Origin of the sequence: Streptomyces sp. MMG1533 (assembly GCF_001279775.1) — a bacterium.
GTDB lineage: Bacteria > Actinomycetota > Actinomycetes > Streptomycetales > Streptomycetaceae > Streptomyces.
In genome coordinates, this window is sequence record NZ_LGDG01000052.1 from 63926 (window position 1) to 86223 (window position 22298).

17 protein-coding genes are annotated in these 22298 nt (G+C 71.0%); 10 read left to right on the top strand and 7 right to left on the bottom strand.

Annotated features, from left to right (window positions below; all coding sequences use genetic code 11):
• The first annotated feature begins 10 nt into the window (after positions 1–10).
• The 6 genes from ADK57_RS09080 (at position 11) to ADK57_RS09105 (ending at position 7167) form a co-directional block, all read left to right on the top strand.
• Complete coding sequence (locus ADK57_RS09080) at positions 11–1465, top strand: four-carbon acid sugar kinase family protein (protein ID WP_234390058.1); 1455 nt, start codon at positions 11–13, stop codon at positions 1463–1465.
• Positions 1462–2319 (top strand): class II fructose-bisphosphate aldolase, encoded by an 858-nt coding sequence (locus ADK57_RS09085; protein ID WP_234390059.1) that lies wholly within the window; start codon positions 1462–1464, stop codon positions 2317–2319. The genes ADK57_RS09080 and ADK57_RS09085 overlap by 4 nt, the downstream gene beginning before the upstream one ends.
• Positions 2320–2520: 201 nt before the next feature.
• A complete protein-coding gene (locus ADK57_RS09090) occupies positions 2521–3432 on the top strand; it encodes an NAD(P)-dependent oxidoreductase (RefSeq protein WP_053748851.1) in 912 nt (303 codons plus the stop codon).
• Positions 3429–4871, top strand: coding sequence for an SLC13 family permease (locus tag ADK57_RS09095; RefSeq protein ID WP_053748852.1), 1443 nt, complete (start codon positions 3429–3431; stop codon positions 4869–4871). The genes ADK57_RS09090 and ADK57_RS09095 overlap by 4 nt, the downstream gene beginning before the upstream one ends.
• A 195-nt stretch (positions 4872–5066) precedes the next feature.
• Positions 5067–5825 (top strand): IclR family transcriptional regulator, encoded by a 759-nt coding sequence (locus tag ADK57_RS09100; RefSeq protein WP_053748853.1) that lies wholly within the window; start codon positions 5067–5069, stop codon positions 5823–5825.
• 160 nt (positions 5826–5985) lie between these two features.
• Complete coding sequence (locus ADK57_RS09105) at positions 5986–7167, top strand: PP2C family protein-serine/threonine phosphatase (protein WP_199830515.1); 1182 nt, start codon at positions 5986–5988, stop codon at positions 7165–7167.
• 360 nt (positions 7168–7527) lie between these two features.
• On the opposite strand, the gene ADK57_RS09110 is transcribed toward ADK57_RS09105, so the two are convergent.
• From ADK57_RS09110 to ADK57_RS09125, 4 genes are all read right to left on the bottom strand, one after another.
• Positions 7528–7710: a hypothetical protein gene (locus ADK57_RS09110; RefSeq protein ID WP_053748854.1), complete on the bottom strand. Its 183-nt coding sequence runs from the start codon at positions 7708–7710 to the stop codon at positions 7528–7530.
• Positions 7711–7915: 205 nt separating this feature from the next.
• Entirely contained in the window at positions 7916–8275 is a 360-nt protein-coding gene (locus tag ADK57_RS09115) for a hypothetical protein (protein ID WP_159050033.1), read from the bottom strand.
• Positions 8276–8463: 188 nt separating this feature from the next.
• Entirely contained in the window at positions 8464–10608 is a 2145-nt protein-coding gene (gene helR, locus ADK57_RS09120; RefSeq protein WP_053748856.1) for an RNA polymerase recycling motor ATPase HelR, read from the bottom strand.
• A 191-nt stretch (positions 10609–10799) separates the two neighbouring features.
• On the bottom strand, positions 10800–12035 hold the full coding sequence (locus tag ADK57_RS09125; RefSeq protein WP_053748857.1) for a glycosyltransferase: 1236 nt from the start codon (positions 12033–12035) through the stop codon (positions 10800–10802).
• 649 nt (positions 12036–12684) lie between these two features.
• Here ADK57_RS09125 and ADK57_RS09130 point away from each other — a divergent pair.
• Both ADK57_RS09130 and ADK57_RS09135 read left to right on the top strand, forming a co-directional pair.
• Positions 12685–14349: an alkaline phosphatase D family protein gene (locus tag ADK57_RS09130; protein ID WP_053748858.1), complete on the top strand. Its 1665-nt coding sequence runs from the start codon at positions 12685–12687 to the stop codon at positions 14347–14349.
• A gap of 215 nt (positions 14350–14564) precedes the next feature.
• Complete coding sequence (locus tag ADK57_RS09135; RefSeq protein ID WP_053748859.1) at positions 14565–15929, top strand: carbohydrate-binding protein; 1365 nt, start codon at positions 14565–14567, stop codon at positions 15927–15929.
• 317 nt (positions 15930–16246) lie between these two features.
• Here ADK57_RS09135 and ADK57_RS09140 read toward each other — a convergent pair whose 3' ends face one another.
• Both ADK57_RS09140 and ADK57_RS09145 read right to left on the bottom strand, forming a co-directional pair.
• On the bottom strand, positions 16247–17437 hold the full coding sequence (locus ADK57_RS09140) for an MFS transporter (RefSeq protein WP_053748860.1): 1191 nt from the start codon (positions 17435–17437) through the stop codon (positions 16247–16249).
• A gap of 210 nt (positions 17438–17647) precedes the next feature.
• On the bottom strand, positions 17648–18562 hold the full coding sequence (locus tag ADK57_RS09145; protein ID WP_053748861.1) for a LysR family transcriptional regulator: 915 nt from the start codon (positions 18560–18562) through the stop codon (positions 17648–17650).
• Positions 18563–18834: 272 nt separating this feature from the next.
• Between ADK57_RS09145 and ADK57_RS09150 the strand changes: the two genes are divergently transcribed.
• Entirely contained in the window at positions 18835–19938 is a 1104-nt protein-coding gene (locus ADK57_RS09150) for a M20 family metallopeptidase (protein ID WP_053748917.1), read from the top strand.
• A 148-nt stretch (positions 19939–20086) separates the two neighbouring features.
• On the top strand, positions 20087–20788 hold the full coding sequence (locus ADK57_RS09155) for a DUF6585 family protein (protein ID WP_053748862.1): 702 nt from the start codon (positions 20087–20089) through the stop codon (positions 20786–20788).
• Positions 20789–20981: 193 nt separating this feature from the next.
• Here ADK57_RS09155 and ADK57_RS09160 read toward each other — a convergent pair whose 3' ends face one another.
• Complete coding sequence (locus ADK57_RS09160; RefSeq protein WP_053748863.1) at positions 20982–22178, bottom strand: glycoside hydrolase family 64 protein; 1197 nt, start codon at positions 22176–22178, stop codon at positions 20982–20984.
• Positions 22179–22298: the final 120 nt, after the last annotated feature.

Here is a 22298-nt window from a genome sequence, read left to right on the forward strand (position 1 = left end):
GGAAGTCGCCATGTCCCTACCCCTCCATGCCCGGACGCGGCCCGGTGCTCCGGTACCCGAGCATCAGGTGCTGGACGGGTTGCCGCCCGTCCGTGTGGTGACCGCCGAGGAGGTGATGACCCGCATCACCGGCGGGCCGTGTCTGGTCGTGCTCGACGACGACCCGACCGGCACCCAGACCGTCGCCGACGTCCCGGTCCTGACCTCCTGGTCGGTGGACGACCTGCGCTGGGCGCTGCGCCAGGGCACCGCGGCCTTCTTCGTGCTCACCAACACCCGCAGCCTGTCGCCCGAGGACGCCGCCGCCCGCAATCGCGAGGTGGTGCGCGCCCTGCAGGAGGCCTCGGCAGCCGAAGGCACCGGTTATGTCCTGGCGAGCCGGGGCGACTCGACCCTGCGCGGCCACTTCCCGCTGGAGACCGATGTCCTCGCCGAGGAGCTCGCCGCGTTGGGCGTGGGCGCTCCGGACGGTGTGGTATTGGTGCCCGCCTACATCGAGGCGGGGCGGCTGACCGTCGACTCGCGCCACTGGATGCGCACGACCGACGGGCTGCTCCCGGTCGGCGAGAGCGAGTTCGCGCGCGACGCCACCTTCGGGTACCGCAGTTCCTCGCTGCCGGAATGGGTCGAGGAGAAGACGGCCGGACGCACCAGCGCGGACGAGGTCCTGCGCATCACCCTCGACGACCTGCGGGGCGGGGGACCGGCCCACGTGACACGGCTGCTCTCCTCCCTGCGCGACCGGCGCACGGCGGTGGTCGACGCGGTGTGCGACGACGATCTGCGCGTACTGGCCCTCGCGCTCGCCGAAGCCGAGCAGAACGGCGCCCGGCTGGTGTACCGGGTCGGCCCGTCCTTCGTGCGGGCCCGCGCCGGGCAGCGCGGGCGGGCACCGCTCACCCCCGCCGAACTGCGTCCGCTGCGCGGCGACGCCCCCCACGGCCTCGTCGTCGTGGGTTCCCATGTCTCCTTGACGACACGGCAGTTGGACCGGCTGCGGGAGCGCGGGGGGATCGCCGAGTACGAACTCGACGTGGCCCTGCTGCTCGACGATCGGCGCGACGCGCACCTCGCCGAGGTCGCCGCGGCCGCCGCCGACGCGCTGGACTCCACCGACGTGGTGATCCGCACCTCCCGCACGCTCGTCACGGGGGCCGACGCGGACGACAGTCTGGCCGTCTCCCGCCGGATCTCCGCCGCGCTCGTGGAGACCGTCCGCCGCGTCAACGCGTCCCGCCGGCCCGCTTTCGTCGTCGCCAAGGGCGGCATCACCTCCAGTGACATCGCGACCCACGGCCTGGAGATCCGCCGTGCCTGGGCGCGGGGCACGCTACTGCCGGGGATCGTCTCGCTGTGGCAGCCGGTGGACGGCCCCGCCGCGGGGATCCCGTACGTCGTCTTCGCCGGGAACGTCGGCGGTGCCGACGCCCTCGCCGACGCCCTCGACCTGCTCAGGAGCGCATGATGCTGCTGCACGGAACCGACGCCCTCAAGCAGGCGGCCGCGGCCGGACGGGCGCTGCCCGGGTTCGTCGTCTACAACCTGGAGACGGTCCAGGGCATCACGGCCGCCGCCGAGGCGGCCGGACGGCCCGTTCTGATCCAGGCGGGCTCCAGCCCCTTCAAGCACGCCGGCCGACAGGCGCTGATGCGGCTGGCGTTGGACGCCGCCGAGCATTCGTCCGTCCCGTTGGGAGTGCATCTCGACCACAGCCGGGACCTGGACGAGATCACGGCCTGCCTGGAGGCGGGCTACACCTCGGTCATGGTGGACGGCTCCCACCTGCCTTTCGCCGACAACATCGCCCTGACCACGGAGGCGGTGCGCCGGGCACGCGGCTTCGGCGCCTGGGTGGAGGCCGAACTCGGAGCGCTGCCCGGTGACGAGGACGTCTCCACGGGCGCCACCGCACAGCAGTCGACGATGACCGACCCCGGGCAGGCGGCGGAGTTCGTGACGGCCACGGGCGTGGACGCCCTCGCGGTCGCGGTCGGCAACGTCCACGGTTTCACCAAGGACCCGGTCCGCCTCGACCTGGAGCGCCTGGCCGCGATCCATGACGCCGTAACCGTCCCCCTGGTCCTGCACGGAGCCAGCGGTCTGCCCGTCGAGCAGCTACACGGCGCCCTGGCGCGCGGCGTGGCCAAGGTCAACGTCAACGCCGAGCTGCGCCGCGCCTACCTCGAGGCCGTGCGCGGCCGTCTCCCGGACGCCCTGCCCGGCTCCGACGTCGTCGCCGTCTGGACCGCAGGCCGCGACGCGGTCAGGGACGCCGCCCTGGAAGTCATCGGCCGCCTCAGCCCATCGTCCGCCGCCTGATCCGGCACGGCCCACCCGCCCCGTACCGGCCTGTTCACCGCGCGCCGGAGAACCGGGTCCGCGTCCCACCGGCGTCGCCTCCCGAGCCACCGCTCGGACGACGCCCCCCCCAGCCGTCAGCGACGGCACCCCCTCTCGCCAGGGCCTCCCCACCCCTGGCGTCCTTCCCCGCTCATCCCTCGCGTCCCCTGGAGGACAAAGATGTCTCCCCGTCCCCACACCGCCGTCATAGGCCTCGGTGCCATGGGTTTGCCCATGGCCCGGCGCCTGGCCGGCCATCTCCCCGTCACCGTGTACGACATCGCGGCCGACCGGCGCGCCACCCTGGCGGCCGCAGGCGCCCGCGGCGCGACCTCCCCGGCCGAGGCCGCCCGGGACGCCGATGTCGTCGTCCTCGCCGTCCGCGACCAGGCCCAGGTCGAGGGAGCGCTGTTCGGGGAACACGGAGCCGCCGAAGCGCTCCGCCCCGGCACAGTGGTCGTCCTCACCAGCACCGTCGGCCCCGAGGCGGCCCGCGCCACCGCCGAACGGCTCGCCGAACGTGGCGTGCTGACCGTGGACGCGCCCGTCAGCGGCGGCCCGGTGCGGGCCGGCGACGGTGACCTGCTGATCGTCGTCGGCGCCGACGACGTCGCGCTCAAGACGGCGCGACCGGTACTGGACCTGCTCGCCTCCACCCTTACGGTGGTCGGCCCCCGCCCGGGCGACGGCCAGGCACTCAAGGCCATCAACCAGTTGCTGGCCGGAGTGCACATCGCCGCCGCCGCCGAGGCGATCGCGCTCGCCCGCGGCCTCGGTCTCGACCCCACCACCGTCGTGGACAGCCTCAAGCACGGTGCCGCCGGTTCGTTCATGTTCGCCGACCGTGGGCCGCGCATGGTGCAGTCGTACGAGGAGGGGCCCGAGCCGGCGGTCAAGTCGAGGCTGGACATCTTCGTCAAGGACATGGGCATCGTCACCGGCATCGCCAAGGACGCCCATGTGCCCGTTCCGCTGGCCGCCGCCGCCGAGCAGCTCTACCTGCTCGGCGAACGGGCCGGGCTCGGTGCGCGCGACGACTCCTCCGTCGTCACCGTGCTGTCCCCCAAGTCCTCGAAGGGAGAGGGACGATGAGCCACACCACCCTGCTGCTGATCGCGGTCGCCGGCGTCGCGGTCCTCCTCCTGCTCATCCTCAAGGGCAAGGTCCAGCCCTTCGTCGCCCTCGTCGTCGTCAGTATCGGCGTCGCCCTGGTCGCGGGTGTGCCCGCCGCCGACCTGGTCAAGACCATCGAGGACGGCATGGGCGCCACCCTCGGGCACATCGCCACCATCATCGCCCTCGGCGCGATGATCGGCCGGATCATCGAACTCTCCGGCGGCGCCCACGCCTTCGCCCACTCCCTCATCGAGAAGTTCGGCAGCCGCCGCACCCCGCTCGCCCTGACCGTCGCCGGGTTCGTCCTCGGCATCCCGGTCTTCTTCGAGGTCGGCCTGATCATCCTGATGCCGATCGCGTACGGCGTCGCCCGCGCGGCCCGCAAGCCGCTGCTGGTCTACGCGCTGCCGATGGGCGCCGCGATGCTCACCGTGCACGCGTTCCTGCCCCCGCACCCCGGCGCGGTCGCGGTCATCGAGGCGATCGGCGCGAGCCAGGGTCTGGTGCTGCTGATGGGCATCCCGGTCACGGCCGTCGTGGTCCTGCTCGGCTACCTGGTGTCCCGCCGTCTCACCCGCCGCGAGTACCCGATGGACCCGGTGGTGCGGGCCGAGGTCTACGGCGAACCGGTCACCGACGGGCCCTCTCCGACCCCGGCCGCCGCAGCCCCCGGCACGCCCGACGGGGGCGGCCACGCCACCGCCGTCCTGACCAAGCCCGTCACGCCCCGCACTGACGTCCGACCACCCTCGTTCGGCATGGTCCTCACACTCATCGTGACGCCGATCCTGCTCATCCTCCTCGGCACCCTCGGCCAGAACCTCCTCGCCGAGGGTTCCGCCCTGCGGGCCGTCCTCACCGTCCTCGGTGCCCCGATGGTCGCCCTGCTCATCGACGTCACCCTGTGCGGCTACTTCCTGGGTGCCCGCCGCGGCTGGAGTCGCGTACGCATCGCCGAGGTGATGGGGTCGGCGCTGCCGCCGGTCGCCATGGTCATCCTGGTCGCGGGAGCGGGCGGCGTCTTCGGCAAGGTGCTGGTCGCCAGCGGCATCGGCAACGCCGTCGCCGACGTCCTGGAGCGCACCGGGTTCCCGGTCCTGCTGCTGGCCTTCCTCACGTCGCTCGCGCTGCGCGCGGCACAGGGATCCGCGACCGTCGCCCTCATCACCACCGCCGGCATCCTCACTCCGTTGCTCCACCGGGCGGACCTTTCGACCGGTCAACTGTCCCTCGTGGCGCTGGCAATGGGCGCGGGAGCGCTCGCGCTGTCACACATCAACGACGCGGGCTACTGGATGTTCACCAAGCTCACCGGCCTTGATGTGGCCGCCGGCCTGCGCACCTGGACGGTCCTGACGACCGTCATGGGCCTGTCAGGGTTCGCCCTCACCGCGTGCATGTGGCCATTGGTCTGACGTGCCGTCATCACGACCCGATGCCCGCCCCGGCCGTCACAGGCCGGGGCGGGCATCTTCACCGATGCGCCCGCTCCGCCCGGGCCCGCGAGGGGCAAGGCTTGGAGCGTGTGCCGAACGGGCCCGGAGCCGGTCCGGACCTTGAGGGACCGCACTCACCTTGCTCACGCCGTACGGCTGACGCACGCTTGTCGTATGGGTGCGGACGACGGGCCTACGCTCATCATGTCCGTCCAGCGGGCCTTGCGTCTGCTGGAGGCGGTGAGCGCGCACGAGAACGGCGCGCCGGCGAAGCAGCTGGCACGCGAGACGGGTCTGCCCCTGGCCACCGCCTATCACCTGCTGCGGACGCTGGTCCACGACGGATACGTGCGGAAGCTGGACGACGGCGGGTTCATCCTGGGCGACAAGCTGCAGACGCTGCAGACCACGGGCCGTGGACAGGCCCTGCTCAGCCGCGTCCGTCCCACGCTCGCAGCGCTGCGAGACGAGCTCACGACCGCCGCCTACCTCACCTTCTACGAGGAGGGCGAGATCAGGGTCGCCGAGATCGTCGACGGCCCCCGGGCGCCCCGGGTCGACCTCTGGGTGGGGTTCGAGGACGCGGGGCACGCCACCGCGCTGGGCAAGTCCGTGCTGCGAGAAATGGACGAGGCGGCCCGCAAGGACTACCTCTCCCGTCACCACCTAGCCGACCTCACCCCACGGACGATCACCAGCCTGCCGGAACTGCTCCGGAGACTGGACTCCTCACCCGTGGCCCCGGCCGTCACGGACCTGGAGGAGTACGCCCTCGGTACGGTCTGCGTCGCCGTCCCCGTCTACAGCGGGGACATACTCGGCTCGCTCGGCGTGTCACTGCCGGCGGACCGGCTCGCCCGGCTGCCGGAGATCCGGGCACGTCTGATCCCCACCGCGAGCCGCGTGACCAGGAGCCTCTCGCTCACTATCTGAAAACCCTCTCCTTGTGGCGCCCGAGCCGACCCCGTTTCCTGGATGAAACAGGCATTTCGGTAGTACGCCCCGTACACAGGTGAGGACTGCGGACGAAAACATGAGTCAGCTCCGAGACCATGGTGGTGACCATCGGCCGACACGGCTGTTCAGGAACCGAATGGCAGGCCCCGGGACCTCGGCCTGCAGGCGCGCCGTCGCGCGGTTGGCCGCCGGCACGCCCGTTCTGCCCGTGCTGATCGTCTCCGTCGTCGTGCTCGCCGACCTGGCCGGCGGAGCGGGGATGATCTGGCTGCCCCTGCTCGCGGCCGGGCCCGCGCTGGCCGCCACCACCAACGGGCCGCGTGGGGTCTTCTGCGTGGGTTTCCTCGCCGTGGTGCTCGGCGCGACGCTCGGAGTCCGGGACGGTGTTCCGGGCGGCGAACTGGCGGCCGTAATGTCCGCCCTGGGCGCCGTCACCCTTGCGGGCGGCCTGGCCAGTGCGCTGCGCGGCCGCCGTGAACGGGTGCTCGCGGCCGTCCGCTCGGTCGCGGAGACCGCTCAGCACGCGCTGCTCAAGCCCGTTCCGGCGACTGTCGGCCCGTTCCAGGCGGCCGTCCGCTACAGCGCCGCGGCGGCCGAGGCCCGTATCGGCGGGGATCTCTATGCACTGATACCCACCCCGTACGGGGTGCGGCTGATCGTCGGTGATGTGCGGGGCAAGGGGCTGCCGGCCGTGGGGACCGCCGCGCTGGTGCTCGGTGTCTTCCGTGAGGCCGCCTATGACGAGCCCGATCTCCTTGCCGTCGTCGACAGGATCGAGCGGAGTCTGGCGCGCAATCTCGGGCACGACGACTTCGTCACCGCCGTGGTCGCCGGGTACCCCCAGGCCGGGAAGCTGGAGGTGGTGAACTGCGGACACGCGCCTCCGCTGCTGGTCCGCGAGTCCGAAGGCGTCGTGGAGGTGGAGCCCACGCATCCGGCCCCACCCCTCGGGCTGAGGGCCCTCACGGGTCACGCCCCCGGCCTTCAGGTGCTGCCCTTCGCGGACGGGGACCAACTGCTGCTCTACACCGACGGGGTGACCGAGGCCCGCGACCGCGGACGGGCGTTCTATCCGCTCGCCGAAGGGCTGGCGCGCCACGTGTCCGACGAGCCGGCACGCACCCTCGGCGCGCTCCATGACGAACTGCTCGCACATGTGGGCGGTCGACTGCACGACGACGCGGCGCTGCTCCTGATCCGCAAGCCGGCCCTTACCGATCAGGGGGTTCCCGAAGCGACCGTTCCCCGGAAGAACCCTCCCGAGCCGGCGTCCGAGGCCGCTCGTGACATCGGAGCCCCGGCCGCCGAGGCTGTGTGACTCCAGCTACGACCTGGGTCCCCGGCACCGGGGACAGGACCGCCTGGAAGACGTCCGCCGCGCCACGGCAAGTGCATGCCGGTGCGTCGGATTCCACCTCGACGCGGCCCACGGCTTCGGCCGTGAACGGGGGCGTCATGCGATGACCACCTCGCCCCCGCGCTCCGGCAGAGGTCAAGGGTGTGCGGGTCGGCGCCTCTGTCGCCGAACGGATTCTGACGGAGCCCTGCGAGCCGGCCCGCGCCTGCGGGGCCGACGGGACGGCGTTCAAGGGAATCCTCGCCCGCAATCTCGGCGAACTCGACGCCCTGCTGCCCGGCCGTCCCTACCGGGCCCTCTCCTCACCCAGGCCCGCTCCGCCTACCGGTACGACCGCAACAGCTCCGACCAGTACGGGGTGAGCTGGTCCGGCCCGTTCGGCCAGGCGAGCATCGGCAGGCAGGAGTCCGCCGTGTCGCTGCTGGTCTCCGTCCTCTGATCCAGGTCCTCGGATCCCTCGCACAGGGGTGAGCCGCGCGGTCGGTGTTCTGCCGCGCGGCTCACTTCCCGCGAATCAGAAGACGCGGACGGAGGGGCTGCAATCCACACCCGAGTTGACATGAGCGCGCCATTCTCGATTCGTCCCCACCCACCGACGGGAGCCCCATGTCCGACAACACCACTCCCCTTTCCTCCCCCACGCTCACCCGCCCCTGCCGTGCCCGGCTGACGTTCGGCCGTTGAACGACGCCGTGCCCTCAGGTGTCGCTCACTCGCGAAGCCGGGAGTCGCCGGCCGGAAGGTGGATCATCCGCCGACGGCCGGGAGCCCTGACGGCGTCCGCTTCGAGGAACCGGGTGATCGCCTGCAGGGCGTGGCCGAGGGTTGCGCCGAGCGGCGGTCCGGTCGTCTCGTGGGGCTGCAGGGCCCAGTGCTCGACCGCGACGCGTAGCGCGGTGTTCATCATGCCCGCTTCCAGGCGGACGGCCAGGCCGTCCTCGGAGCGATCGGTGCCTTCGGCGATCAAGCCGGCGAGGATGCCTTCGGCGTCGAAGTGAGCCTCCAGCCAGACGGCACGCAGGCCGGGCTCGTCACGGCTCAGGCGGACGAGGCCACGCAGGGTCTCCAGGGGCGTACGCGTACCTCAAGGACACGGTGATCCTGGGACCGCAGGGGGCTCGCCCACGAGGTCGTGCCCATGCCCGAGCCGATCGGCTGACCGTACGACACAGCGACGGCCCGCCCCTGGCGCAGGGGGCGGGCCGTCGCCGCGCGACCTTGCGGCGAGCCGGTGCTTTCCGGCTGGGGCCGTCGTCGTCAGCTTGTGAGGACGACGAGTTGCCGGGTCGCCCGGGTCATCGCGACATAGTGGTCGACCGCTCCTTCGATGCCCTTGCCGAACGCCTCCGGGTCGACGAGGACGACCAGGTCGAACTCGAGCCCCTTCGACAGCTCCGGGGTCAGCGACCGGACGCGGGACGTCGTCCGGAAGGTGGGATCGCCGATCACGCAGGCGATCCCGTCGGCATGTGCGGCGAGCCAGGTGTCGAGGATCGAGCTCAGATCCGAAACAGATCCGTGGACGACGGGCACGCCGCCGCTGCGGATCGAGGTCGGCACGTTGGCGTCCGGGAGCACGGCCCGGATGACCGGCTCGGCTTCCGCCATGATTTCTTCCGGCGTCCGGTAGTTGATGCTCAGGGAGGCCAGGTTGATCCGGTCGAACCCTATCCGCTCGAGCCGTTCCTGCCACGACTCCGTGAACCCGTGCCTGGCCTGGGCACGATCCCCGACGATGGTGAAGCTCCGTGACGGGCACCGGAGCAGCAGCATCTGCCACTCCGCGTCGGTCAGCTCCTGAGCCTCGTCCACGACGATGTGCGCGAACGGGCCGGCGAGCAGGTCCGGTTCGGCGCTGGGCAGTGCGGTCTCGTCGACCAGGGCGTCCTGGATGTCCTGCCCGTGCAGCATCGTCACGGCGCCTTCGCCGTCGTCATCGGCCGCGAGCAGGGTGTCGACGACCTTGGCCATCTGCTCCCGTTCGGCGGCGACAGAGGCCTTGCGCCGACGCTCACGCAGTGCCGCCTGCGGGTCGCCGAGCCGCTGCCGTGCAGCGTCCAGGATCGGCAGGTCGGACACCGTCCACTCCTGGGCGTTCTCGCGCTGCAGCTTCCGAACGTCGTCGCGGCCGAGCCAGGGAGCGCACATCCGCAGGTAGGCGGGTACCGACCACAGGTCTCCGACGAGGTCGGCCGCCTCGAGCAGCGGCCACGCGCGGTTGAAGGCCGTGAGCAGTTCCCTGTTCTGCCGCAGCGACTTGCGGAGCAGGTCGGCCGAGGCGTCGCCCTCGTGCTTGTCCACCAGGATCGTGAGCAGTTCCTCCCAGACCTGGTCGCGCGCCTCGTTGTGCGGAGTTCCGGGTTCTGCCGCTTCGAACGCCACGGCCCAGTCGTCGGCGCTCAGCCAGATGTCGGACCAGTGGGTCGTGACCGTCATCCCCTTGGTGGGCGGCTCCTCGTAGAACCTGACGGCCCTCTCGATCGCCTGCACCAGGTCCGCGGACGACTTGAGGAGGGCCACGTCCGGGTCGGGCTCGACCGCTGCCGCGCCTCCCTCGGCGACGAGGTCCCGCAGGGTGCAGGTCTGCACACCCTCCTCGCCGAGGCTGGGGAGGACGTCGGCGACGTAGGCCAGGTAGGGCCGGTGCGGACCGACGAACAGCACGCCGCCCCGGCGGTGACCGAGGCGAGGGTCGGAGTAGAGGAGATAGGCGGAGCGGTGCAGGGCGACGACGGTCTTCCCGGTACCCGGACCGCCGTCGACGACGAGTGCGCCGCGGGATCCCGCGCGGATGATGGCGTCCTGGTCGGCCTGGATGGTGCCGAGCACGTCTCGCATCCGTGGCGACCGGTTGCTGCCCAGGCTGGCGATGAAGGCGGACTGGTCGTCGAGCGCGGCGTGTCCGGCGAACCCGTCCGAGGTGAACACCTCGTCCCAGTAGTCGCCGATCCGTCCGCGGGTCCAGCGATACCTGCGTCGGCTCGCCAGACCCATCGGGTTGGCGTGGGTGGCTCCGAAGAACGGCTCGGCCGCGGGGGAGCGCCAGTCGAGCAGCAGCCGACGACCCGTGCTGTCGGTGAGGCCAAGTCGTCCCACGTAGACCGGCTCGGGGTTGTCCGCGCTGACCATGTGTCCGAGACACAGGTCCAAACCGAAGCGACGCAGTGCGCGCAGACGAGCGGTCAGCCGGTGGATCTCCGTGTCCCGGTCCATGGCCTGCCGCCCCACACCGCCGGGCGCCCTGCGCTCGGCATCGAGGTGGTCGGACAGTTCGGCGATCGCCTGCTCGAGGCTCTGCGCGATGGCCGCGAAGTGCTGCTCGTCATCGGCGATCAGCGTCGGGTCGGCCTTGGGGGAAAGGCGGTCGGGAAGGTCAAACACGCTGGTGGTCAGCGGGTTCACGTCATGGGCTCCGATCTGAGGTCGCTCGCGACCATTGCGCGCGGCAAAGCGTCTGGACTGGCGTGACGAACCTGGTGGCCATGGCGAGCAACGCTCCGCCTGACGTGGCCCCCGTGGCCGTTGTCGGTTGAGGTCGCCAGGGCTCTCAAGGGTTCTCGTGTTCTGGGTCCTGGTTCGACGATCCCGTGGGTTCACGTGGACACTGGCGGCCTTTCTCGGCTTGCGGTGTCGAGCAGCAGTTTCGCGGCCACCGTCGCCCCGTCGGTGCGGATCGCGCCGGCCACGGCCCTCGCTCGTGCGCGGGTCTCGGGGGTCAGGGCCGTCCTGAGCGCGGTCGACAGGGACTCGAAGGTCGGAGTCGGACCGTCGTGTGCCGCGCCGATGCCCAGGTCGGCCACCCGGCCGGCCCAGTATGGCTGGTCCACCATCTGGGGTACCACCACCTGGGGCGCGCCGGCCCGGGCCGCCGTCGTGGTGGTGCCCGCGCCGCCGTGGTGCACGACGGCGGCCACCCGGCCGAACAGTGCCTGGTGGTTGACATCGCCGACGGCGAAGCAGTCGTCCCGGTCGTCGATCAGGGACAGGTCGGCCCAGCCGCGTCCGACGAGGACGCGGCGGCCCTGCGCGCGGACCGCCTCCACGGCCACCCGGGCGACGTCCTTCGAGGCGCCCATGGGCATGCTGCCGAAGCCCACGTACACCGGAGGTGCGCCGGCGTCCAGGTACGCCACCAACTCGGCCGGGAGCGGGCGCTCGTCCGGGAGGATCCAGGCGCCGGTCTGTACGACGTCGAGGTCCATCAGCTTCTGCCACGGGCCCAGGGTCGGGTCCGCCGCCAGCCACGGCCGGTCGGTGAAGACGTGGTCGCGGACGTTGTCCACCGGCGACAGGCCGATCGACGCCCGGTGGCTGTTGAGCGCCTCGCCGTACAGCGCGTTCACCTTCTCGGCGTCCAGGCCCCACAGCACACGGTTGTCGGTCACGTCCGGCGGGAACGGCCGGCCCGGCCGCGGTGACGGCGGGTAGTGCGGCGACGGCAGTTCGAACGGATGGAAGCACGCGTACACGTAGTGGATGCCCAGCTTCTCGGCCACCGACCGTGTGCCGGCCGGCATCAAACCGGTCGCCACCACCACATCACATCCCTCGGCCGCCGCGCCGACCGTGTCGAACCGCGCGGCGACCAACTCGGCCGCGATCCGGGGCGCGTCCGCCGCCGACAACGGCGTCGCCCCGGTCACCAGCTCTCGCACCGACTGGCCGAACGGCACCAGCGGCACGCCGACACCGGCCAGTAACTCCGCGAACTCCTTGTCCGGCGGCGCGCACACCCGCACCTCCGCGCCGAGTTCCCGCAACCGCGCAGCGAGTCCTCCCAGCGGTGCGACGTCCCCCCGCGACCCATACGTCGACAACAACACACGCACTTCGCGACTCCCGTTCGGCGGATTCCGGCTCAGGCCGGTGATTCTGCGGCACGACCGGGGTCTTGCCGCAAGCCCCCTGGTGCGCTATACGTTGAGAGTGGAAAGGAGTGGGTACTCCCCTTTCCCCTCATCCCCCTCATCGTCCGGTGCGGACGAACAACCTCCTCGCGAAGCGGCACGCGCCGCGTACGGCCCGTCGGTGCCGTCGGCTCAGGAGGGTCTCCCATGGGCCCACGGAGCCTGGCAACTGCTGCCGCCCGAGCTGGGGTTCGGCTCCGGACGGACATGCCGACGCCGCCTCGAGCGATGGCGGCCGGCGGGGGTGACGTCGTGGCGGCGGCCACCCGCCTTCGACCGCCAGGCGTCAAGCAACGCGAACGCGATGTCGGTCAGGTCCGCCGACAGATGCTTCGTCCTTCGGCCGTCACCGCCCTTGCGGGTGTGCTCTCCCCGATGTCCCGTCCCGGCGGCCGCCGACCGGCCGCCGTACAGGAGCCGACCTCACGGTCGGCCGCTCCGACGCTCTCGGGATTCCGTACTTGCGGTAATTGTGATCTTTATCTGCTTAGCATTCGGAAGTCTGCTTCCTGATGCTTTGTCGAATGTGGTGCAGAGGTCGTTCGTGCAGTCAACCGCGAGAGGAGGCCCAATGGCCTCGACAGGCCGTCGTAGATCGCTACTGCAAGACACCTCTTCACGACACGACCCCGAATTGCGCGCCGTGGCACGGCACTTCGGGCGGCGCAGCTTCTTCACCGTCACCGCAGCGGCCGTCGCCCTCGCCTTCAGCACCAACCTGCCGGCCCGGGGAGCGGCAGGCTCCGCCGAGCTCGACTCGGCAAGGATCCCCACCGATCCGTTCACGCTCGGCGTCGCCTCCGGAGACCCGCTTCCCGACTCCGTGCTGCTGTGGACCAGGCTCGCCCCCGCCCCGTACGAGCCGGACGGCGGTCTGCCCCAGAAGTACGTCGTCGTCCGGTGGGAAGTGGCCCTCGACGAGCGCTTCGCCCTGACCGTCCGCAGTGGCGTCGCCATCGCCTATCCCGAGTACAACCACACCCTTCACGTCGACGTCGAGGGACTCAAGTCCGACCGGGTCTACTACTACCGGTTCAAGACCGGAGCCTGGATCAGCGAGACGGGCCGTACGCGCACGGCGCCCGCCGCCACTGCCGCCACCGCGACGTTCTCGTACGCCGCCGTCGCCTGCCAGGCCTACCACGACGGGTTCTACACGGTGCACCGCCATCTGGCCCAGGACGACGTCGACGTGGTCTTCCATCTCGGCGACTACCTGTACGAGTACGCCGTGGACTCCGCGGGCGGCGCGCGCAACTACACGGACCGACAGCTGCCCGACCTTTTCAACCGTGAAGCCAGGACCCTGGAGGACTACCGGCTGCGCTACGCGCTCTACAAGAGCGATCCGGACCTGCGGGCGGTCCATGCCGCGCACCCCTTCGTCATCACGTGGGACGACCACGAGACGGAGAACAACCGCGCGGGCGCCATCAGCGAGAACAACGACCCGCCGGAGGTGTTCCTGCTGCGTCGCGCGGCCGCCTACCGGGCGCACTGGGAGAACCAGCCGCTGCGCAGCGCGCAGCTGCCCGCTGGTCCGGACATGCGGCTCTACCGTCGGCTCCAGTGGGGCACGCTCGCCCAGTTCGACGTCCTCGACACCCGGCAGTACCGCTCCGACCAGGCGTACGGCGACACCAAACACGCTCCCGGCCGCGTGCCGGACGACCCGACGCGCACCATCACCGGGGCGGCGCAGGAAGCATGGCTGATCGACGGCTGGCGTGCCTCGCAGGCCCTGTGGAACGTGATGCCGCAACAAGTGTGCTTCTCGCAGCGCAAACTCGGCCTCAGCCCGGACGCGAAGATGTCCATGGATGCCTGGGACGGCTACCGGGCCTCGCGCCGACGGATCCTCGACGGCGCGAAGTCGGCCGGCGTCGAGAACCTGGTGGTGATGACCGGGGACGTGCACGTCGGGTACGCCTTCGACATCAAGGACGACTTCGACGACCCGGCGTCAGCGACTCTGGGCACGGAGATCGTCGCCACATCCGTCGCGAGCGGCAGGGACGGCGCCGAGAAGCCCCCGAACCGGGACACCTACCTCAAGGCCAACCCGCATCTCAAGTTCTACAACGGGCAGCGCGGCTATGTGAGGGTCGAACTGGACCGTCAGGCGGCGCGGGCCGACTTCAGGACCGTGTCCGCCGTGACGACACCGGGCGCGCCGATCACGACCGCCGCGTCCTTTGTGACCGAGGCCGGCAACCCCGGCCTCGAGCCCGTGTGACGAGCGCTGTTCTCCTCGCCGACGCTCACTCTCCGGTGTGCTCCCGGGCACCGGTACCTGGTGTGTCGGCCCGTCAGCACCCGGTGATCCGCCGGGCGGGCCCTTCATGTCGTCCAATGCGCGGAACAGGCAGGAAACGGACATTTTCTGAGCGGTTTTCGGCAAAACCTAGGGTTTCGAGGCCCTTCTGCCACCGAAGACCTAGGAGACACCTGATGGTCCACAGACATGCCGGAGCCGGCTGTGCAGCCTTGGCGGTACTGGGCGCACTCGTGCTCACGGGGCTGCCCGAGGCGGCGGCCGTCGAGCCTCCCGCGCCGGCAGCACCGCCCTCCGTCGCCGCGACGCTCGGTGCCGACAACCCGGCGCCGGCCGTCCTGCGCGCGTTGGAGCGCGATCTGGGCCTGACGGCAACACAGGCCAAGACGCGTCTGGTGAACGAGGCGGAGGCCGGCACGCGCGCCGGTCGGCTCCAGAACACGCTGGGCGGGCGCTTCGCGGGAGCATGGGTGCGCGGCGCGACCTCCGCCGACCTGACCGTCGCGACCACCGAGGCCGCGGACGTCCCCGCCATCAGGGCCGGCGGAGCGCGGGCAGCGGTCGTCAAGACCGCGCTGGGGGACCTGAAGACCGCCAAGGCGAAGTTGGACGGCGCCGTGACCGGCAAGGCCCTCGACACGCCGGTTCGGTACATCGACGTACGGACCAACCGGGTGACGGTGCAGGCGACTAGCCGTGCCGCCGCGGACGCGCTCATCGCGGCCTCCGGCGTCGACCGGAAGGTCGTGGACATCAGGGTGTCCGCCGACCAGCCTCGCGCCCTGTACGACGTCCGAGGCGGTGACGCCTACTACATCGACGACACCGCCCGCTGCTCCGTGGGATTCGCCGTCACCAAGGGCGCGCAGCAGGGGTTCGCCACGGCCGGCCACTGCGGGAAGGCCGGGGCCAAGACCGCCGGCTTCAACAACGTCGCCCAGGGCACCTTCCAGGCCTCCGTCTTCCCCGGCCGGGACATGGCGTGGGTGGGCGTCAACAGCGACTGGACCGCAACGCCCTACGTCAAGGGGGAGGGTGACCAGAACGTTCAGACCGCCGGATCGGTCCAGGCCCTGGCGGGCGCCGCGATCTGCCGGTCCGGCTCCACCACGGGCTGGCACTGCGGCACGATCCAGCAGCACGACACCAGCGTCAACTACGCGGAGGGCACCGTCGACGGCGTGACCCGCACGACGGTGTGCGCGGAGCCGGGCGACTCCGGCGGCTCCTACATCTCGGGAACCCAGGCTCAGGGCGTCACCTCGGGAGGCTCCGGCGACTGCACGAGCGGCGGCACCACCTTCTACCAGCCGATCAACCCGCTGCTCAGCACCTACGGCCTCACCCTCAAGACCAGCACGGGCGAGAGCGGTACGTCCGCTCCCCAGGACGGTCAGGCGGGCGGTTGGGCCGCGGGTCAGGTCTACGAGGTCGGAGTGCGGGTGACCTACGACGGTGTCTCGTACCAGTGCCTGCAGGCGCATCAGGCGCAGGGTGCGTGGCAGCCCGCTCTCACCCCTGCGCTGTGGCAGCGCGCTTGACGACCACGATCACGCCGCGGCGCGAGGTCTTCGGACCTGGACCTCGGGCCGCGCCATGTGTCGGCCACGCCCGGCTCGTCCCGCTACGCCTAGGCCGGCAGGGCGTACGCGGTCGGTACGAACGCGTCGCGGGCGCGGAGGCGGCGGGGCACATGGCGGCCAACGCCGTTCCGGTGCCGGGCCGGAAGCCCGGGAAGGCCTCAAGCCGAGAGGGGTCCCGCTCCGAGGAGCGGAGAACGCCGAACACCCAGCTCGGTTCGGGATGTGACGGCCAATCAAGTGGACAGGTGTGTCGGGTTCGCCGAGTCCGTACCGGCTCACGTCCTTGCCGGTACCGGACGCCGGAGGAGGTAGACGGCCGCGGTCGAGACCAGGACGGCCATGCACGCGATGAACACCAGCCCTGCGGCCTCCAGACCGATCGGACCCACCAACACCCCCACACCGATCACCGGCACAGAGATACCCGCGTAAGCCACCACGAACAGCGTCGAGATCACAGCCGCACGCTGGTCCGCGGGAGACGCTTCGGCCAGCGCGGCCAGCGCCCCGCGAAACGCCAGCCCCTGCCCGCCCCCGCCCACCACCGCGCTCAGCACCACCAGCGCAAGCAGATCCCACCGCAGCGCGCCGGCGAGCAGCGCCAGCCCGGCGAGGAGTGCGGCGCAACCCAGCGGCAGCGATCGCCCCATCCCGACGCGGCCGACCGCCAACTGCCCGGCAGTCGAGGCGAAGAAGGCCAGCGCGACGACCAGTCCGCTCACGGCATGGTTGTCCACGTCCAGGGACTGTGCGAGAAACGCCGGGCTGACCGACGTGAACACCCCGAACAGTGCGAACCCCACGAACGAGGCGATCGCCGCAGGCACGAACACCGCCCGCACCTGCGTGGGCAGACCGGGCCGCTGCGGCCGTACGGTGCTCAGCGGCCGCGGCTGCCCCACGGTCTCCGGAAGCCGCAGCAGGACGGCGGCCGAGCAGGCGACCAGGGCGAGGTGTACGGCGAACGGCAGGTGCAGCGGCCAGGCGGCGTACTGGGCGAGCACTCCGGCGAGCAGGGGGCCGCAGCCCAGCCCGCCCATATTGGCGGCCGTCGCCACGAACGTGGCCTGTGAGGTGCCGCCGTACGGTGCCAACTCCATCACGTAAGCCGTGGCAGCCCCGGTGAACAGACCGGCGGACAGCCCCGACAGCAGCCGCCCGGCATACAGCCAGCCCAGCCCGGCCGCGCACAGGAAACAGAGGGCACTCGCCGCCCCGAATCCCAGCCCCCACAGCAGCACGGGCCGTCTGCCCACGGCGTCAGAGGCGTTGCCCGCCAGCAGCAGCACACCGATGACCCCGAAGGCGTACACGGCGTACACGACGGTCACCGTCAGCTCGGAGAACCCGAACTTCTCCTGGTAGAGGCCGTAGAGCGGAGTCGGCAGCGTGGTGCCGGCCATGCACACGGCGAACACCGCCCCGCTGAGCAAACACTGGCGCCACCCTCGGCGATCACCTTCCACGCCGCCGACGGTAACCCCGTAGGCCGCCCCGGTCCCGCCCGGCGTGCCCGGCGAGTCGCCGGTACGGGAGCCGTCGATGGGGCGTTCGAACAGGTCGGTCGCAGTTGCTGAGGCAAGGGGGAACCCGGGGGCGAGGGTGGTGAGGGCGCGGGTGCCGCGGGGTTCGTAGAGCGGTCTGCGTGCCGATTCATCACCGGTCCGGACTGATCATCACCGGTCCGGAAGCGGGTGCGGCTCTCTCGCGATCAAGGTGTCGCTCAGCAGATCCCGCAGTGTGAGTGCCGCCGGTAGCGGGGCGGCTGGCAACGCCACATGTACGGTCCGGCGCAGGGCCGGGTCGGTGAGGCGGCGCAGGACGAGTTCGCCGGGGACTGCCCAGGCGGCAAGCGAAGGGACCACTGCCACCCCCAGCCCGGCGGCCGCGTAGCCGAACTTTCCGGTCCACTCCGCGATTCGGATGATCTTCCTGGGGATGAAGCCCGCCCGCGCGCAGGCGTCGGCGAGCATCGTGGGACGGTCGCCGTACGCGTTCTGGAGCCAGGCCTCGTCGCGCAGTTCACGCAGGTCGACCGGTTCGGTTCCCGCCAAGCGGTGCCCGCGCGGGAGCGCGACGAGGAGCTCGTCCTCGCACAGCACCGTCGTCGTGACACCGTCGGCCGACGGCAGGCCGTACGGGTAGTCGCTGACGACGGCGAGGTCCAGTGTCCCGTCAGCGAGGCGCTCCATCAGCGTGTCCGTCGGGCCCTCCACCGCCACGACCTCGACATCCGGCCTGGCGTTCCGGAGCGCCCGCAGGGCGGTGGGCACCAGTGAGATGTTGGCGGTGGCGAACGCGCCCACGTGCAGCAGCCCGCCGTGCCCCGCGTGCAGCACGGCCAGCTCCCGCTCCGCCCGCGACAGCCGGTCGAGTACCTCCATGGCGTGCCGGTGCAGCGTACGGCCGGCGGAATTGAGCCGTACACCCCGAGGGAGCCGCTCGAACAGCGGCCCGCCCGCCTGCTGTTCCAGTGTGGCGATCCGGCGGGACACCGCGGACTGCGTGTAGTTGAGCCGCGCCGCCGCCTTCGTGAACGATCCGGTCTCGGCCACGGCCACGAGCAGCCGCAGCGCGTCGATCTCGAACATGTTCCCCGACTCCTCACGCTTCCAAGATCGTCCTCCGGTCATCACCATCTTCCCCCAAGGTATTCCTCGGGCGCATAGATCCCATGCAATCCAGTCGCTGGTGGAATGCCTTGCCTCGTCCTAACGTCGTTCACGCGGCGGGGCTCCGGAGGGGGAGCGAGCCCCGCCGCTCCCGATGGCCATGAGATCCGAGGGGGAAGTGTGTTGTCGCGACGGGGAGTTGAGACGGGGCGGGACCGGTGACCCGGCCGGCCGCGCTCGTGTTGCCGGCGATGCTGGCCGATCTGGAGGAACTCGTGCTCTGCGAGTCCTTCTCGGCCGACCACGCGTCAGTGGCGCGCAGTGCCGAGGTGGTCGGCGCCCTCGGGACGAGGCTGCTGGGGGCCGGGCCGGAGACGATCGTGATCGACGGCGTGACCCATCTGCGGTGGACCTTCGGCACCCCGCGGGTCCTGCTGGTGGGACACCACGACACGGTCTGGCCCACAGGCTCGCTCCGGAACCACCCCTGGTCGGTGGCCGACGGGATCGCCCGCGGACCCGGAGTCCTGGACATGAAGGCGGGACTGGTGCAGATGTTCCACGCGCTGGCCTCCCTGCCCTCCCCGGACGGGGTGTGCGTACTGGTCAACGGGGACGAGGAAGTCGGCTCCGTGACCTCCCGGCAGCTGATCGAGGAATCCGCGCGGGGGTGCGCGGCGGCCTTTGTGCTGGAGGCGTCCGCTGACGAGGAGGGTGCGCTCAAGACCGCCCGCAAGGGCACTTCGCGGTACGAGGTCGTGGTACACGGCCGGGCCGCGCACGCGGGTCTGGAACCGCACAAGGGGGTCAACGCCGCGGTGGAGGCCGCTCACCAGGTGCTGTCCATCGCCGGCTTCGGGGACTCGATGGGGGCCGTCGGAGCCGCACACTCCGGCCCGGGCTTCGCGACCGTCACGCCCACCCTGCTGTCGGCCGGCAGCGCGCGCAATACGGTGCCCGCCCTGGCGCGGGTGTCGGTGGACGTGCGCGTGCCGACCCCGGCGGCGCAGGACTGGATCGACGAGTGCATGCGGGGCCTCGCCGCCCGGACGCCCGGAGCCCGGCTGGAGGTGCTGGGTGGCAGGCAACGGCCGCCCATGGAACCGGAGTCGTCAGCCGAGCTGTTCGCCCTCGCCTCCCGGCTCGCCGCGGAACTGGGACAGGAGCCGCTGCGTGGGCTCGCCGTCGGCGGTGCCTCGGACGGCAACTACACCGCGGCGGCGGGCTGTCCGACGCTGGACGGCCTGGGCGCCGTGGGCGGCGGCGCGCACGCGGACACCGAGTACGTCGCTGTCGCACAGATGGTCCCGCGCACCCGTCTGCTCGCTCGACTCATTGCTCGCACGACTGGCTGAAGCGGCCTCGACGAGGACCGCTCCGATACGAAACCGAGGCTCCTGCATGAGCGTGCCGGGTTCCCCGTCCCCTGAAGTCGCCCGACTGGCCTCCCGGAGGGGCTTCGGCCGACTCGAACACACCTTCCTGCCAAGGAAGGAGGTCAACGTGCAGGAGAAGTACCGGGGACTGTTCATCGCCGCTTCCCTGACCGCCACCGTCTGCCTGGCGACCGGAGGCGTCCTGCTGTGGGTCTTGGTGGCCTGGTGGCTCGCGGCGTATCCCCTGATATTCAGCGCGCTGGCCATCGGTGGCCTGCTCAACAGCCCGAACTTCCGGAAGAAACTCGGCGCCCAACGCCTGCACCTCTTCGAGAGGGGGCTGCTCTTGGACAGGGGCGCCGGGCGACTGTTCGCGGTCCGCTGGGACCAGGCGGTCCATTACCAGGAAACCGTCCAGCAAGTGATCAACTACAAGGGTACGAAGACCCCTTTCAACAGCGCGCACAACTCCACCCTGGTGGCGCCCAACGGCACCAGAGTGGAGATCTCGTCCTTCTTCGCCGACTACGGGACCTGGCTGCCCCTGATCGCCGAGGCCATCGCCCGCGCCCAGGCCCAGCAGGTGTGGGAGGCGGTCCGGGAGGGGCAGAAAGTGGGTTACGGCCCGTTCAGCCTGGACGCCACCGGAATCTCCGCCGAACGCAACGGGATTCTGCCCTGGTCGGCCGTCGAGACGATCGATGTCCGCGAGGGCTTCGTGGTCGTCCGGCAGCACGGACAGCCCAGAGCCTGGGCGCTCGCCGAGGTCAAGACCGTGCCGAACCTCCTCGTCTTCCTGACCGTCGCCTCGAACCTCTACGGCGGGTGACGCACACGCCGCCGGCCGGCCGTGCGTGGACCAATCGGGAGTCCCTGTACCTGAGTTCGGAGCGGGCAGCGCAGGACACGGACCTCCTCGACGGCCGATCTCGGGCTGCCGTCGACGGCTGGGCACGTGGCGACGGGCCCAGGCGCGGCAGCATGCGCCCGCACGCGGCCGTGACCGCGTGCGGGACGCCGGGTCAGCTGAACGGATCCAGTGTGAGGTAGGCCTGCCGAGGATTTCCGTCGTGGACGAGCGACTCGTGGTGGCCGACGTCGTCGAAGGCGAATGCGTACGCCTTCCCGTCGGCCATCTGCGCATGGATGATCCGCGCGTAGTGATTGGTGACGGCGTCCTGGTAGAAGGCGGCCGCCGAGGCGTCGGGCTGATTGGGGTTGACCAGCAGCGTGGAGCGGTTGAAGCCTGCGCACAGAGTGCGCGAAATCGGCCCACGCACCGCGTCGTTGGGCGCGTCAAGGAGCTTGTGGCAGCCGAAGATGCTGTCCGCGTCCGGTTTCTGGAAGCTGGTGACGACCGCGCCGGAACTGTTCGTGAAGTTCATGACGTTGCCCGAGACCCGGCCGTAGTACTTGGTGTTCGGCTGGTCGGCGAACGGTGTGACCGTCAAGGTCGTCGTCGCGTACTTCTGCCAGACACGGTTGACGTAGTCGTCCATCACGGAGGCGGACAGGGCCCCGGTCTCCAACCCGTACCCGGGCGAGAGCGCGCGCAGAACCGTCCCGTCGGACCGCGTCTGGATCAGGTTTCCCCACCCGCCGGACTGCCCCCGCAGGGTGTTGAGGACCGCGTTGAATCCGCCCGCCTTGAGATGACCGGTGCTGATGGTGCCGGCGTCGGCGCGCTGCACACCCACTGCGTACGGCGCGGAGAGCATGTCCACCTGGGTGCTGTTGAGCCACAGCCCGGCATCGTTGAGCGTGTACTCCGACCAGTTGAACAGGATGTTCCGGTTGGGGTCGCCGGGGTTCTGCACAGCGGGCTGCACCAGGCCGCCGGTGGTCAGCTTGAAGACGAGCTTCTGCCCGTAGGAGAAGTAGATCCGACCCGAGAACTTGGGTATCTGGATCGTCGCCGACTGCCCTGCTGCCGGCCCGGGGATGGATGCGTCCGGTGCCGGTGTGGGCGGGTTGCCGCCGGCGGGCCAGGGATGGAACGTGCCGCCTGCGTCGGCCCAGCCCTGCCGACCGGTCGCGAGCAGGGTGCCGAGGTTGTAGATGTAGACCGGTTCGCTGCGGCCCGAGTTGTTGGTGATCTTCAGGGGGATCGTGGCGGGCACCGCTTGCGCGGGCGACGGCGCCGCGAAGACGAGCAACGCGCCCAGCAGGGCGGCCACCGCGGCCAGGGACGCGAGCGGATGTTTGGTTTTGGGGAGCACTCTTGACCTCCGTGCGAGTGGGGGATCGAGTGGAGGGGGCGGAGATTGGTCCGTACCTTTCTGAGAGCGCTCTCAGCGTCGCGCTAGGGCGAGGACATGTCAATGAGTGACGCACAGGGA

Coding starts and splice junctions, on each gene's coding strand:
- ADK57_RS09080 (WP_234390058.1), top strand. CDS start 11: ATGTCCCTACCCCTCCATGCCCGGACGCGGCCCGGTGCTCCGGTACCC.
- ADK57_RS09085 (WP_234390059.1), top strand. CDS start 1,462: ATGATGCTGCTGCACGGAACCGACGCCCTCAAGCAGGCGGCCGCGGCC.
- ADK57_RS09090 (WP_053748851.1), top strand. CDS start 2,521: ATGTCTCCCCGTCCCCACACCGCCGTCATAGGCCTCGGTGCCATGGGT.
- ADK57_RS09095 (WP_053748852.1), top strand. CDS start 3,429: ATGAGCCACACCACCCTGCTGCTGATCGCGGTCGCCGGCGTCGCGGTC.
- ADK57_RS09100 (WP_053748853.1), top strand. CDS start 5,067: ATGGGTGCGGACGACGGGCCTACGCTCATCATGTCCGTCCAGCGGGCC.
- ADK57_RS09105 (WP_199830515.1), top strand. CDS start 5,986: ATGGCAGGCCCCGGGACCTCGGCCTGCAGGCGCGCCGTCGCGCGGTTG.
- ADK57_RS09130 (WP_053748858.1), top strand. CDS start 12,685: ATGGCCTCGACAGGCCGTCGTAGATCGCTACTGCAAGACACCTCTTCA.
- ADK57_RS09135 (WP_053748859.1), top strand. CDS start 14,565: ATGGTCCACAGACATGCCGGAGCCGGCTGTGCAGCCTTGGCGGTACTG.
- ADK57_RS09145 (WP_053748861.1), bottom strand. CDS start 18,562: ATGTTCGAGATCGACGCGCTGCGGCTGCTCGTGGCCGTGGCCGAGACC.
- ADK57_RS09150 (WP_053748917.1), top strand. CDS start 18,835: ATGCTGGCCGATCTGGAGGAACTCGTGCTCTGCGAGTCCTTCTCGGCC.